Annotated in this window: 11 protein-coding genes; 4 read left to right on the top strand and 7 right to left on the bottom strand. The window is 53.2% G+C overall.

Going from position 1 to position 15,192, the window contains the following annotated elements:
• Positions 1-28: 28 nt before the first annotated feature.
• The 6 genes from flhe to N0B36_RS06915 form a co-directional block, all read right to left on the bottom strand.
• Complete coding sequence (gene flhe, locus N0B36_RS06890) at positions 29-421, bottom strand: flagellar protein FlhE (RefSeq protein WP_259686229.1); 393 nt, start codon at positions 419-421, stop codon at positions 29-31.
• Positions 421-2,499 (bottom strand): flagellar biosynthesis protein FlhA, encoded by a 2,079-nt coding sequence (gene flhA / locus N0B36_RS06895; RefSeq protein ID WP_016153428.1) that lies wholly within the window; start codon positions 2,497-2,499, stop codon positions 421-423. Before flhA ends, flhe begins: the two co-directional genes overlap by 1 nt.
• Positions 2,492-3,643, bottom strand: a complete 1,152-nt coding sequence (gene flhB / locus N0B36_RS06900; protein ID WP_016153429.1) for a flagellar biosynthesis protein FlhB — start codon at positions 3,641-3,643, stop codon at positions 2,492-2,494. The genes flhA and flhB overlap by 8 nt, the downstream gene beginning before the upstream one ends.
• A 140-nt stretch (positions 3,644-3,783) precedes the next feature.
• A complete protein-coding gene (locus N0B36_RS06905; RefSeq protein ID WP_047502130.1) occupies positions 3,784-6,450 on the bottom strand; it encodes an alpha-L-rhamnosidase in 2,667 nt (888 codons plus the stop codon).
• A gap of 24 nt (positions 6,451-6,474) precedes the next feature.
• Positions 6,475-7,776, bottom strand: a complete 1,302-nt coding sequence (locus N0B36_RS06910) for an MFS transporter (RefSeq protein WP_047502128.1) — start codon at positions 7,774-7,776, stop codon at positions 6,475-6,477.
• A 106-nt stretch (positions 7,777-7,882) separates the two neighbouring features.
• On the bottom strand, positions 7,883-8,734 hold the full coding sequence (locus tag N0B36_RS06915; protein WP_047502126.1) for a helix-turn-helix domain-containing protein: 852 nt from the start codon (positions 8,732-8,734) through the stop codon (positions 7,883-7,885).
• 600 nt (positions 8,735-9,334) lie between these two features.
• On the opposite strand from N0B36_RS06915, the gene N0B36_RS06920 reads away from it, so the two are divergent.
• The 4 genes from N0B36_RS06920 to N0B36_RS06935 all read left to right on the top strand — a co-directional run bounded on the left by N0B36_RS06920 (position 9,335) and on the right by N0B36_RS06935 (position 14,443).
• Positions 9,335-9,937 (top strand): fimbrial protein, encoded by a 603-nt coding sequence (locus N0B36_RS06920; RefSeq protein WP_047502124.1) that lies wholly within the window; start codon positions 9,335-9,337, stop codon positions 9,935-9,937.
• A gap of 96 nt (positions 9,938-10,033) precedes the next feature.
• Positions 10,034-10,741, top strand: coding sequence for a molecular chaperone (locus N0B36_RS06925; RefSeq protein WP_259686230.1), 708 nt, complete (start codon positions 10,034-10,036; stop codon positions 10,739-10,741).
• A 5-nt stretch (positions 10,742-10,746) separates the two neighbouring features.
• A complete protein-coding gene (locus N0B36_RS06930; protein WP_259686231.1) occupies positions 10,747-13,305 on the top strand; it encodes a fimbria/pilus outer membrane usher protein in 2,559 nt (852 codons plus the stop codon).
• Positions 13,292-14,443 carry a fimbrial protein gene (locus N0B36_RS06935; protein ID WP_047502118.1) on the top strand — a complete coding sequence of 384 codons (1,152 nt, stop codon included), beginning with the start codon at positions 13,292-13,294 and terminating at the stop codon, positions 14,441-14,443. Before N0B36_RS06930 ends, N0B36_RS06935 begins: the two co-directional genes overlap by 14 nt.
• Positions 14,444-14,546: 103 nt before the next feature.
• Here the strand turns inward: N0B36_RS06935 and cheZ are convergent, their stop codons facing one another.
• On the bottom strand, positions 14,547-15,191 hold the full coding sequence (gene cheZ / locus N0B36_RS06940; RefSeq protein ID WP_029139578.1) for a protein phosphatase CheZ: 645 nt from the start codon (positions 15,189-15,191) through the stop codon (positions 14,547-14,549).
• Position 15,192: the final 1 nt, after the last annotated feature.

Consider the following 15,192-nt stretch of genomic DNA (forward strand, 5'->3'; position numbering starts at 1 on the left):
CTGCTGCTGGCCGGAATGAAGGGAGGCGTTAACGATAGTTCACAATCACCTGATTGCTCTGAACCTGTAAGGCGGGGATCAGGCGACCGCCACCGGGTACTTCCCAGACAAAATGCATCGGTTCGATGGCGGGAACATTATTGAATCCGTTGGTGGTCCCGCTTTGCCCGTCCAGCTCAACACAGCGGGACTGAGAACATAAACGCACCCGTAAACCCGCGGGCGTTGGGCCATTGAGCTCATAGCGCCAGGCCACCAGCGTCATCAACCCCGAGACCGGCTGGCTGGGCGTCAGAGGTGCAGACGAGGCTGACTGGCCGCGGTGATTTAAAGTAATCCCCATGCCGCTGGCCTGCCAGGCGCCTTCTCCGGCAGCCTGCGCTACCAGAGGAAAAAACAACAACCACAGTAATTTACACATTACTTACCTCCAATAGTCGCCGTCATACGGATATGGCGGTTGTCAGACAGCTCCATGTTCGATAACACCACCAGTTGCGGAATGCTGCGACGTAAAAAACGTGCCAGTAACGGACGCAACGCGTGGTTAACCAGCAAGACCGGCGGCGCACCCAACATTTCCTGACGGGACAGCGCTTCCTGAGTCTGGGCCAGCAATCGGTCTGCAAGACCCGGCTCCAGACCGCCGCCGCCCTGCAGCGCCTGCAGAAGCAAACGTTCGAGCGGAGTATCAAGGCCGATAACCTGAACCTCTTCATTACCCGGGAACCACTGCTGAGTGATGGCGCGTCCCAACGCAACACGTACCACCGCGGTAAGCTCATGCGGATCGTTTTGCAGCGGTGCATGTTCAGCCAGCGTTTCGAGAATGGTGCGCATATCGCGAATCGGTACTTTCTCATCCAGTAAGTTCTGCAGTACTTTATGCAGCGTAGTGAGCGTCACGACGCCCGGGACCAGGTCTTCTGTCAGTTTTGGCATCTCCTGCGAGACGCGGTCCAGTAGCTGTTGCGCCTCCTGACGGCCAAACAGCTCAGCAGCGAACTGCCCAATCAGATGATTAAGGTGCGTTGCGACAACGGTACTGGCTTCAACAACCGTAAAGCCCTGAATCTGCGCCTGTTCCTTCAATGCGCTTTCAATCCAGATAGCGTCCAGACCGAAAGCCGGATCGACCGTTTTCTCGCCCGGCAGCGACCCGGCGGCGGTACCAGGGTTAATGGCCAGCCAGCGTCCCGGATAGGCGTCACCGCTGCCAATTTCCACCCCTTTCATCAAAATACGATAGCGGGCTGGCTGCAGATCCATATTGTCGCGGATATGTACCACCGGCGGCAGAAAACCCATATCCTGGGCAAATTTCTTACGAATACTGCGAATTCGCCCCAGCAACTCGCCATCTTGCTGAAAGTCCACCATTGGGATCAGGCGGTAGCCTACCTCCATCCCCAGTGAATCCTCCAGCTGTACATCATTCCATGTTGCTTCCACCACGGAGTTGTTTTCCGGCATTTTCACCGGCTGCGGCTCATCGGGAGCTTTTTGCTCACGACCACGCATCCACCAGGCCAGACCCAGTAACGCGGCGGTAAACATCAAAAACACCAGGTTCGGCATGCCCGGAACCAGACCCAAAAGACCAAGCACCGCCGCACTAAGCAGCATGACACTAGGATTACTGAACAGTTGGGTCACCATCTGTTCGCCTACGTCCTGGTCGGTACTCACGCGGGTCACGATAACCCCCGCCGCGGTGGAGATTACCAGCGCAGGAATTTGCGCCACCAGCCCGTCACCGATGGTCAGCAGGGTATAACTTTCCGCTGCGCTACCCATGCTCATACCATGCTGCAACACCCCGACTAACAGACCGCCGACCACGTTGATCACCATGATCAAAATACCGGCGATGGCATCTCCACGTACGAATTTACTCGCACCGTCCATAGAGCCGTAGAAATCCGCTTCCTGCGTCACCTCCGAGCGTCGTTTTTTGGCTTCATCTTCGCCAATCAGACCCGCATTCAAATCCGCATCAATCGCCATCTGCTTGCCGGGCATACCATCCAGCACGAAGCGCGCGCCAACCTCGGCGATACGCCCGGCACCTTTGGTGATAACCATAAAGTTGATAATGACGAGAATAACGAAGACCACGATACCGATCGCAAAGTTACCGCCCACCAGGAAGTGACCAAAAGCTTCAACCACCTTTCCCGCCGCCGCCGCGCCGGTATGCCCTTCCATTAAAATGATACGCGTCGACGCAACGTTCAGGGCGAGGCGTAATAATGTGGTAAACAGCAAAATCGTCGGGAATGCGGCAAACTCCAGCGTACGCTGGGTGAACATCGCCACCAGCAGCACCATGATCGACAGCGCAATGTTAAACGTGAACAGCAAATCGAGGACGAAAGCCGGCAACGGCAACACCATCATCGACAGGATCAGCAGGATAAGGATCGGTCCGGCAAGGATTTGCAGTTGCGTGGATTTCAGGTTGCTGGGCAAACGCAACATCGCGACCAGATTAGCCATCAGTATTCTTCTCGTTCATGAAATCCAGTGCTTCAGGCACCGGAAGGTTTTCAGGTTGTGGTGGACGCTTGCCGCCGGCGAGACGCCAGCGTTTTAGCTGCCATACCCATGCCAGCACTTCGGCAACGGCGGCATATAATTGACCCGGTATTTGTTGACCAATCTCAGCATGACGGTATAGCGCACGCGCCAGCGGTGGCGCTTCTAACGTAGGGACTCGATGTTCAGCGCCAATCTCACGAATGCGCAGCGCCACCAGCCCCGCGCCTTTGGCAACAACTTTCGGCGCGCTCATTTTGTTCTCGTCATACTTCAACGCCACCGAATAGTGCGTGGGGTTGGTAACAATCACGTCCGCTTTCGGCACATCCGCCATCATGCGACGCTGCGCGGCCGCGCGCTGCATTTGGCGTATTTTGCCCTTAACGTGCGGGTCGCCTTCGCTTTGCTTAAATTCGTCACGGATATCCTGACGCGACATGCGCAGCTTTTTCAGATGGCTGTAAATCTGGAAAAAAACGTCGAACCCCACCATCGGAATAACGCCAAGCACCACCAACAGCGCGCACATACCAACTAAATCCAGGGCGTTGCCCATCGCCGTAATCGGCGATTCCGCCATCAGACGCATCATCGCCGGCCAGTTATGCCAGAGATAAAATCCGGCCACGCTCCCCACCAGCGTGGACTTCAGTATCGCTTTGAGCAGTTCCGCCCCGGTTTGCGCTGAAAACATGCGTTTAATGCCCGGCAACGGATTCAGCTTAGAAAACTTGGGCTGCAGAGATTTACCGCTGAAAATCAAGCCGCCAAGCATCACCGGGGAGATTAATGCCACCAGAACGACGCCGGTAATCAACGGTAACAGCGCAATCATCGCGTCTTTAATCAGCAGGATGATTTGGCTGAGGATCAGGTTAGGGTCATTGACCATACTGTGGTCAAAACGTAATCCGGCCGACAGCATACCGGCCAGTCTGCGGGCAAGCGACTCCCCGCCAATCCAGATAATGCACACGCCCACCAGCAAAATAAGCAGTGAGGTCAGTTCTTTGGATCGGGGGACTTGCCCTTCTTCCCGTGCTTTTTCAAGTCGGTGGGGTGTGGGGGCTTCTGTTTTGTCGTCGTCGCTTTCTTCTGCCACGGCATTACTCTCGTCATCACGGTCACGAGTATTATCGCGACCGCAACCATTGCCAATGCGTCGAATAGCGAAACGAAAACAGAGGAATTCGAGCGTTCGTTTGCCACGACAGCGCGAACGCTGCCGTGACAATCACGCGGTTAGCGCTGCCAGATAACGCGATAATGGCCCGATCCCACCTGCGCGCCATAGCCACCGTCTACTGGCGCGAAGCCGAGGCCATCGGTATCGAGCAGCGTTTGTGCGCCATCGAGGATCACCATTGAGTGAGTATTCGGCGGAATATCTACCTCAAGAGTGATGGTCTGCAAGCCATCGCGCGCCGGTTCCTGCGACCAGTGGACGGCAATATCACCATATACCGAGCCGTATCGCGCTTTCAGCCATGTCAGGCCACCGCCCGGAATAGGCCGCAGTACCGAAGATTTAAAGCCCGGCGCGTGTTCTTCGGTATTTATTCCCGCCGCCACGCGATACAGCCATTCACCGATCGCCCCGTAGGCATAATGGTTGAAGGAGTTCATGTCCGGGCTCCACATTGTGCCGTCCGGTTTCACGCCATCCCAGTGTTCCCAAATCGTCGTCGCCCCGGCTTTTACCTGATACAACCAGCTTGGGAAGTCCTCTTTCATCAGTAATTGCCACGCCGCGTCGGCCTGTCCGTTTTCGCTCAATGCGTGACAGAAATAGGGGGTGCCGACAAACCCCGTCACCAGATGACCGTCATTTTCCGCCAGCAGTTCCAGCAGCGTTTGCACGGTGCGCTCGCGGTGCGCGTCCGGCACTAACTGGAAGTAAAGCGCCAGAATATGCGCCGTTTGCGTGCGCGCCGCCAGCCGCCCGGTGGCGGTAAAAAACTCATTGCGGAAGCTTTCGACAATCGCGGTATGCAGCGCCTGATAATGGGTGTGATCAACGTCATTTCCCAGTGCTTTGGCTGATTTCGCCAGCAGCAGCGTGGACAACGCATAGTAGGCCATGCAGGTCAGTTCATTCGGCGTTGCGCCAAAATAGCTACCCTCTTTGGCATCCAGCGCAACCCAATCGCCAAACTGCAGTTTCCACGACCACTGGTTCTCAACAGCGTTGTCATGCATAAACTCCACCCAGGCTTTCATGCTGTCGTACTGGCGGGCCAGCGTCTGTTTATCGCCGTACATCAGGTACAGCGTCCACGGGTTAATCACCGCCGCATCGGCCCAGGCGGCGGCGGAATGGGTGCGCCCGTGGGATAAAAAGCGGTCGTTGTCGCATTTGCCGGTGAGGATATCGGGGATGACGTGCGGCACACCGCCCTCCGGCGTTTGGTCATGCTGAAGATCGGTCAGCCATTTGGCAAAAAAAGTGCGCGTCTGCATCAGATAACTGGCGGTGCGGCAGAAAATTTGCGCATCGCCCGTCCATCCCAGACGTTCATCGCGCTGCGGGCAGTCGGTTGGGATATCGACGAAATTGCCCTTAAGCCCCCACATGATGTTGTGATGCAGTTGGTTGAGATCCGCGTTTGAGGTTTCAATGTGACCCGTCGGCGTCATCGCGGAATGCAGCACGACCGCGACAAAATCATCCCGCGTCGGCGTGCCAGGCCAACGTTCAATCAGCACATAACGGAAACCCTGAAAGGTAAAATGCGGGTGATAACATTCTTCGCCATCGCCGCGTAAGGTGTAATCAATGCACTGTTTGGCGGTGCGCAGGTTCGCCAGATAAACATTGCCTTCGGCATCCAGCACTTCAAAATGGCGCAGCACCACGCGCTCACCTGCCGCACCGCGCACCCGAAACTCCACCCAGCCGCTGAGGTTCTGGCCAAAATCAAGCACCGTCTCACCTTTTGGCGTCGTGATGATTGAGCACGGCGCAAGCCGTTCTATTTCTTGTACCGGGCAGGCCGTTTGCGGTTGCAGCACCGAAGTCTCTGCCGCCAGCGTCGTCACCGCACGCCAATGCCCGGCGCTAAACGCAGGCTCGCTCCAGCCGCGCTGCTCCCGACGTGCGTCATACACTTCGCCATCATAAATTTCAGCAAACAAAATCGCGTCATCGCTGCCCTGCCAGTGTGCATCCGTGGCGATTATCCGCTGGCTACCATCGCGGAGCGTCACCACCATATGGCAAATAAACCCCGTCTGCTGGCCGTAATAGTTGCGATAGCGGTTGAAGCTCATATCCCCTTTATACCAACCCGCCCCCACCATCGCGCCAATCGCGTTTTCGCCTTCTCGCAGGTGCTCGGTCACATCCCAGGTTTGATACAACAGATGGTGGTGGTAGCTCGTCCAGCCGGGCGATAACTCATCACGCCCGACTTTTTCGCCGTTGATCCACAGTTGGTACAGCCCCAGCGCGCTGGCATGTACCACCGCCGAAACAATGTCATCACCGCCGGGCAAACTGAACGCATGGCGCAACAACGTGCCTTTTGAGTTGTCTTTATCCTGTGGCGTTTCAGCCGAGATAAACACCCCTTGCCACGCTTGCGCTGGCAGGCCGGTAATAAACGTTGCCGCCGGGCTCCAGCCGCTCTCTTCACCGTGGTTGTCGGTAATATGCACCCGCACAAAATAGCGCGTCGAGTGCTGGCAGGCGACGTCGGGCAATTCGATATTACTGGAGCGGTCATCGTGCATTTCGCCGCTGTCAAACAGGCATTGGGCAAAATCTTCTTGCGCCGACAGCTGCAAACGCCAGCTACGCTGCTGTACATCGCGCAAGGTACTGGTGATTATCCAGCCGAAAACCGGCAACGTTTCGCAGCCCGTCAGCGTGGTTTCATAGTTGAGCGTAATCTTTTCTACTGCCAACATAATTTTTCCCTCAGTGGCTCATATTCAGGCTTTGGCCCGCAAAGTATCGTGCGACGCCTGTCCGTTATCAGGCGTCGCCACCATTTCTGTTTCTGCATTAAATTCATTACGTTGCTTGCCGTGGAAGCACAGCCAGCCGATAACCATGCCTATCGCCACAATCGCCGTCAGCAGGCAATAAAGAACCACCGGCCCCGCGCTCAACAGCACAGGAGTGACGAACGCCAACAAGCCGCAGGTCAGACGGGCGACACCGACAATCACTCCTTGCGCGGTGGCGCGTAGCATGGTGGGGAATGACTCTTGCGCCCACACTTTCATGATGCCTTCGAAGGCAAATCCTGTGCCGATATTGGTAAACAGCAGGCAGCAGAACCAGGAGAGTGGCGAGAAATTAAACAGCACCGGCACGAAATAACCACCGGACATCATCACCGCGCCAAAAATAAAGAATGGAACCCGTTTTGAGGTATCAACGACGCGCATAAACATCAACCCAGACGCCACGCTCACTGGCAGAATCAACAGCCCCCACAGCGAGTGCGTGCTGACCGAAATGCCCACCACATTTACCGCTACATAAGCCCCAAACTGCCCGCCGGTATTGGCCGCCAGATTGGTGAAGGTATAAAAGATACACAGCGAGATAAACGGCCACAGGTATTTGCCTTCGAGCAGATCGCGCCAGCCGGTTTTCTGCGCCCGCACGGTGGCGATGCCACGACGCAGTTCATCCTTTGCCGCCAACCACAGCGGCGACTCAGGGATAGACCAACGCAGGATCATCAGCACAACCGCCACCAGCCCAACGTGCATATACATGATTTGCGCGCCAATCACCCCCCAGTCGCCGACGATAGCGGAGATCCCCATCGTGGCGCCAATTCCCACCAGCCAGAGTAAATTGGACAAGCCTATAATCTTGCCGCGGTTTTCATCGTTCGCCGCTTCGGAGATAGTCGCCAGAGAGACGGGTAAATCAGCCCCTGTCGCCAGCCCCACCAAGAGTGTGCCCAGCACCAGGAACGGGAAGTTCAAACCAAAGGCCAGCGCCAGCGTGCCGATAAAAATCATCGCCATCGTAATAATAAAAACATTACGACGACCAATACGGTCTCCAAGACGACCGCCACCAAAAGCCCCAGCGGCAATACTCAGCGTTAATAATCCAGATAAAATGCCAATTTGTAGTGCAGTAATACCCATTGTTTTTTGATAAATGACTAAGGCTGTACCACTGGAAACAATAGCCGCCGAATCAATATATGATGCCATTCCAGACACCACTCCAATATACCAGGGGTTAGGTGTTTTATTTTTTGACATAACGATTCCCTTAAATTTACAGACAGTAAGGCGAGAAATAAGCGTATGGCCTACCCCCGTCACGATGGATGGTAGTAATAATTTTTTATTGTTATTAACCTAACAATTAAATCGCTATTAAAACTCGTGAATGAAGTTCACGTTCATGGCTTGGAGGATAATGAAAATACCGTCGGTACGATTCAGTCAACCTGATCGCATTCATAAAACCACAACGTGCCGCAATTTCACTGATGGTTTTATCCGTAGTGCGCAGTAATTCTTGAGCTTTTAATACACGATACAACATCTGGAATTTAACCGGAGTATAACCGGTCACTCGCTTAATTAAGCGATACATCGTGCGCCTGGCAACACCGTTATCATCACTCAACATATTCCAGTCCAAATGACGCAAGCTACTGGTCTTGAGCATACGGATCAGGTTGGCTCGCCCTCGCTCATCAGGGCTAAGCGCCTCAGTTTGGCGGTCGCACTGGCAAAGCGTGTTGATGATGTTCAGCAAAGCGACTTCACACAATGAAAAATAGAGCACGTCATAGTTACTCTCGTTACGTGAGATTATCTCCTGGCTCAATACCTCAATACGCGCCAGCGCTCCCTGAGTTAACGCCAGCGCGGTAGGCTGTAGAAGTTTTTCTTTTATACAATCGAGCAAATTATCAATGTGCTGTAAAAAATGAAAACTGCGCGGGCGACGAATCAATATATTAATAACCGACAGATTATTAGTTGAAACATAACTATGGGTATCGTTAGCAGTCACTAAAAAAAAGTCACCCTGACAGATAAAACGAACCAAGTCATTAATAATATGAAACCCGCTACCGCTACGGACAATCACCAGTTCATCAAAATCATGCCCGTGCACACCTTCCATTAATTGGTTATTCATCGAAAAAAGACAAAACGCATGTTGCTCTGAATGAAAAAAATCATTCTCACGTAAAATTCGCATATCTCCCCCGCCGCTATTCGAGTAAAAACACTCGGGATATCGATAAATAACCTACTGACGTAATATATTGCCTTGCACCGATAACCATTTAACTGCAATTATTATGACAAGTCTATATATCGCACTGTCACTCAGGCGTAACCTGCTGTGACCTCAGCATCATTTCGGCAAATAACCGCCAAGTTATGGCATAAAAAAGAGGATATACGCCGCGCAGATGAACCCACTTCATCCAGGCATTCAACCGGTTCTCGTAGGCTATTAGTGAAGGGAATATATATAGGTGAATCATTCTACGCGAACTGTTTACGCACCATAGGATTTACATTTATTATTTTATAATAAACGCACACCCCACATCATATTAAAAACAAATTAATAAACATTAACACATAAATATCACCAAACAATTAAAAATAGATCTTATGCGCTATTGATAAAAAAAGAAATCAAATTATAATCCGCAAAAATCAGCAAGGCTTATATCTAATAGCAGGGATTGATACACCGGTTACACTATTCACTAAAAGATTATCAATCTCTTAAGTAGAATTACAGTGAATGGATTAATAATATTATTAACAGATGGAGTTTGTTAACATGAAGTTACGTTATAAATTAATATCCGCAGTCATTCTCACGATGGCGACCACCAGTAGTGCATTCGCTGATGAAGCCAATGCCGGAGAGATTCATTTCACCGGTGAACTGATAGAGCCAAGTTGTGTCATTGAGGGCGATACAGGTACCGATAGCACCGTTCCTTTAGGGACTTATCCAACGTCGTTGTTTAACGCCAGCGGCGAGGGTACCGAGTCGCCGTTGAAACCGTTTACTATTGTGCTGAAAAACTGCCCGGTTGCCACCACAGGTCTGCCACAAGTGCAACTCACCTTTCAAGGCACCCACGCGTTAACAGGCAGCACCAGCTTACTGGATGTCAGCGCGATTACCGCCGCGGCTGAAAACCCTGGCGGTAGTAACCCAGTTGCCACCGGTGTGGGTATTGCCGTTTCACCTGCGGGTGCAGATACGACATTGTTAACGATGGACGCCACCGAAGGCCAGGTCTATATCGACCTGCCCGATACAGCGGGTGATGCCATTATTGCTGAGTTTAATGCCCGCTATAAATCCTTCGCAGCGGTCACTACCGCGGGTGCGGCAGACGCCGATATGACCGTGAATATTGTCTATCGTTAATCACACCGCAATACAGACCGTTGTTTAATATTAAACAGAGCCAGTCGCCACTGGCTCTGTTTAACGGGTTCTTTCGCTATTTCGCAGGGATTTGCGATGCGTAAAATAATTTCATCTGCTTTTTTGCTGCTGCCTCTTATCATCAGCACCGTGGCTCCCTGCGATGCAGCAGGTATTCGTATTGGTCGCACCCGTGTCGTTTACGATGCCAATAAAAAAGAGGTCGCATTATCGCTCGCTAACGAGGATATCGAATTACCGTGGCTGGTTCAGTCATGGACCGACACCGGCGACGGGAAAACCCGTGGCCCCTTTATTATTACCCCGCCGCTGTTTCGCCTTGACCCGCAAAAAGAGCAAAACCTGCGTATCGCCTGGTCAGGCGCAGCCGTCGCCCAGGACAAAGAGTCACTATTTTACATTAACGTCCGTACGATACCCGCCGTCGCCAAAGAAGATGGCAGTATCGACAAAAACGTCCTCCGGCTGATTTATAAAACCCGACTCAAACTGTTCTTTCGCCCCAAAGGTCTGGCGGGTTCGCCGGGCGAAAACTGCAAAAACCTGCGTTTTAGCCGTAACGGCAACGTCCTGCGCGTGGTCAACGAGGGAGCTTTCCACAGCATCTTCGACTCTGTGAAGCTGGGTGGCACACTGCTTAAAAAAGCCGACATGGTGACACCAAAAAGCAGCGCGGAGATCCCGCTACCGGCCAATGCCAACGGGCAATCGGTCACCTGGCGCTGTATTAGCGATTACGGCAACGCGACCCCTCCCTTTACTACCTCGCTGTCAAAGGGATAATTCGAATGGTAAAAACGTTGACACAGCCCCAGCCACACTGGCGGCTCAACCCGCTATTACAAGCGCTAGGTGCGGTTCTGCTTTTGTTCTCAACTCAGCCGTACGCCCGCGAATACTACTTTCCACCCACCGGGCTGGAAGGCGATGCGGCGCTGCACGAGGATGTTGATCTATCATTGTTTTCCAACAATAAAGCGCAGCTCCCCGGGACTTACTCATCAACGATTGTGATTAACAAGCAGCGTTCAAAACAGCAGGATATCAACTACCTCAACGACGCCAGCGGCGAATTACAGCCGCAGATTACCCCCGCGATGCTGCGCGACTGGGGCGTACGCGTGGAGGCCTTTAGCGAACTGGCCGCACTGCCCACTGATAAACCACTGCCCAAAGCACTGGGGGAGTACATTACGGCAGCCACGGCGATCTTCGATTTTAACGCCATGATGCTGCGTATCAGTATGCCGCAGGCGGCGCTGGATGAACACAGCCGCGGCTCGGTAGATCCTTCGCGCTGGGACAACGGCGTGCCGGTTCTGTTTGCCAACTATGCATTTTCTGGCTCGCAAAATGACAGCGGCAATGGCGGCACTGACAAAAACCAATACCTGAACCTACAAAGTGGGCTAAATCTCGGCGGCTGGCGGTTGCGTAATTATGCCACCTGGGACAAAAACGACGATGAGCAGTCCTGGCAGTCGCTGCAAACTTATATTCAGCATGACGTACAATTTCTCAAGTCTCAGTTCACCGCTGGTGAAAACAGCACCCGTGGTGAGGTGTTCGACAGCGTGCAATATCAGGGCGTTAACCTCGCTTCCGACGAGAATATGCTGCCCTTTAGCCAGCGAGGCTTCGCGCCAACCATTCGCGGTATTGCCAACAGCAATGCTGAAGTCTCCGTGCGGCAAAATGGCTACCTGATTTATCAGGCTAACGTCGCGCCAGGGGCGTTTGAAATTAACGATATCTCGTCCACCTCTAACAGCGGTGACATGGAAGTAACGATTAAAGAAGCCGATGGCAGCGAGCGCCACTTTACCCAACCCTACTCCAGCGTGGCGGTCATGCTACGCCCTGGTCGGGTAAAATATGAAGTCACTGCCGCCCGTTATCGTGCCAATAACAACAGCGGCGACAAAGAGCCGATGTTTGTGCAGGGCAGCGCCATTTATGGTCTGAACAATATTTTCACGTTGTTTGGTGGGCTAACGGCTGCGGAGGATTATCAGGCTGGCGTTGGCGGCGTCGGCGTCGCGCTGGGCACTATTGGATCTGTTTCCGCAGATGTCACCTGGGCAAAAACCACGCTGGATAACGGTGAACAGCACGATGGGCAGTCTTACCGCTTGCTGTACAGCAAAAATATTGAAACTACCGACACCAACATCACACTGGCCAGTTATCGTTATTCCACCAGCGGCTATTACAGCTTTGCTGATGCCAATCAGAGAATAGATGATGATAATGGCGATGATGACTGGCGCTATCAGTACAATAAACGTAACCGCATTCAGGCCAGCATCAGCCAAAGCATTTTCTCCAGCAGCCTGTATCTTAACGGCTACCAACAGGATTACTGGGGAACCTCACGCAAAGAACGTAATTTATCCGCAGGCTTTAGCACCACCGTCAACGGCATCAGCTACCATCTGGCCTATACCTACAGCAAAAATGACGATCGCGACAGCGATCGAATCGTCTCCTTCAGCCTTAGTGTGCCGCTGAGCCGCTGGCTGCCGAATAGCTGGGCGAGCTATAACATCAGCAACAGCCAACGCGGCGATACCAACCAGAATGTTGGGCTGGGTGGCACATTACTTGACGACCAGCGCTTGAGTTATTCACTACAGCAGAGCCACACCAACCATGACGGCACGGATAACAGCAGCATTTACAGCACCTACCGCTCGCAGTACGCCAACTTAAGCGGCGGCTATTATTATGCGTCTGACGATTCCCGACAAATCAGCTACAGCGTCAGCGGCGCCGTAGTGGCGCATCCTCACGGCGTCACCCTGGCACAGCCGTTAAGTAGCGAATTTGCCATCGTCGATACCGATGAGGCTTCCGGCTTGCGCTTTCAGAATCAGCGTGGCGTGCAGAGCGATAGCTTTGGCAACGCGATCATTCCATCCCTTTCCGCCTATCAGGAAAATCGCATTGTGCTGGACACCACCACATTGCCGGATGATGTCGATACCAATGCCACCGTCGTCACCGTGGTTCCCACCCGCAACGCAGCCGTCACCGCCCATTTCAGCACCTGGGTTGGTTATCGTGTACTGGTCACCTTGCGGCGTGAAAGCGGCAGTCCCGTCCCCTTTGGCGCGTTTGCTAGTGTCGATGGGCAAACTCAAACCGGTATTGTCGATGAAAACGGTGTGCTCTACCTGGCAGGTATCACCGATGGCATGACCATTACAGTGAAATGGGGCGATGGGCCAGAACAGCAGTGCCGTGCAACGCTGGCCCTGGCAACCGATTCTGATAGCAACAACCCAACTGGAATACGTAACACGCGCGCACAGTGTCTTCAGGAGAAAAAACATGCTCAGCCTTAACCAAAAGCGCGGGCTCGCCGGTCTGATACTCTTCAGCGCCGCAGGATCTTGCGCAGCTACGCCACTACAAAGCTGCTTTAGCTCGCCGGGCATCTATACGACCCATATCGAACAAGACGTCGTGGCGGCCAACAATCTTTCCGGAATGACACACAATGCGGGACACATTGTCTCTGCGGGTGGGCCTATCACCGCCAACTGTCGCTGCCCATCAAACATGCCAATCGACAGCGGGGCCACTGTTTATTCCATATCTTTTGCTGGTAGTCCATTACCGTCAGGGACTTCAAGAGAGGGCGTTGGTTTCCTCACCGAAAAGCTGGATGTTAAGCTGGCAGGATATCCTGATGCCATCAATCACCAGGATGGTAATAACATGGTCAATATCGACATTACCGATTACACCCCCAACCGGACCATGAAGAAATATGCCGACGCCAACACAAAATCCACGGAATCACAGCAATCCGTATGCAGTGATGAAACCCGGCCTGTCGGCGCCAGCACGGTAAAACGCCAGTTTCAGTGGAATGTCATTGCCGCCACTTTCTATCTTAAAAAACCGGTGTTTGGTGAAGAGATTTTCCAGCCACAAACCGTCGTGGAAAACTATGCCTGCCTGTACTACGGTTCCAGCAACAATCCTAACGGCTGTACCGTACCTGAGAAGGTGTCCGAGATTCGCCTCGGCGGCGTTCTCCGCGCCCCGCTCAGTTGCACCATTAACGCGGGGAGTCAGATTGAGGTTGAGTTTCCGGTTCTCACTACCAGCGCATTTACCACGCCAGGCGTTCCGCCTGCTAATGGCATTAAATCGGTCGATATCTCTTACCATTGTGACAATCCCGCCACAGATAATCAGGACAAAATCAAAATGACCCTAACCGCCGACCACGGGAATAGCGGCAGCGACGGCTACATTGCCAAAATGTTAGGCCGCGACGATATCGGCGTCAGGATGTATGACGACAACGATACAGCCGTCAAGCTCGATGGCTCGTTTGACTTCCCGATAACCCTGGATGAACAGGGCAACGGCGTAATTAAAATGACCGCCGCCCCAGTGAGCACCACCGAGAGGAAACCGGTAGCCGGTAAATATGAAGGCAACGTCACCGTAAAAATGGATATTAAGTAAAGAGAACGATAGGTATCTGTAGGCCGGATAACGCGCAAGCCGTTATCGGTTAGAATGCCCGGCGGCGAGCGCCTGCCGGGCCAGCAAATAAAAACGCTACGGATCAGAACCCGAGGCTATCCAGCAGGTCATCAACCTGATCCTGACTTGCCACCACGCCGGCTTTTGAGGTGTCAACCTGCGGGCCGTTAAGCAAGCTTTCGTTTTCACGTTTTGGACGAGCGCCCTGCTCTGGAATGTTTTCCAGCAGAACCATCAGCAGCTGACGTTCAATCTCCTGGATAACATCCATCATGCGCTTGATGACCTGACCGGTGAGGTCCTGGAAATCCTGCGCCATCATGATGTCCAGCAGTTGAGCGTTAGTAAAGCTGGTATGCCCTGGCACATCACCCAGGAACTGGCGGGTATCGGTGACCAGTTCACGGGCGTCAGACAGCTCGATCGGATTTTCGAACCATTCATCCCAGCGTTTGGTCAGGTCTTTGGCACCTTTTTCCATCGCGTCCTGGTGCGGCTGCGAAGCTTCCACACTGTTCAGCGCGCGCTCTGCCGCCTGTGCGGTCATCTGCACAACGTAATCGAGACGATCGCGGGCATCGGGAATCGCTTCTGCCGCTTCGGCAATGGCCTGATCCAGCCCCAGTTCACGCAGGCTGTCGCGCAGCATTCGGGTCAAACTGCCGATGCGCGCGATGATGTCCCCGGCTGAATGTTCGTCAGCAGGTTTAATTTGTGGTTGCATCATC

Source organism: Citrobacter sp. XY323 (assembly GCF_025106035.1).
In the GTDB taxonomy this organism is placed as follows: Bacteria; Pseudomonadota; Gammaproteobacteria; order Enterobacterales; family Enterobacteriaceae; genus Citrobacter; species Citrobacter braakii.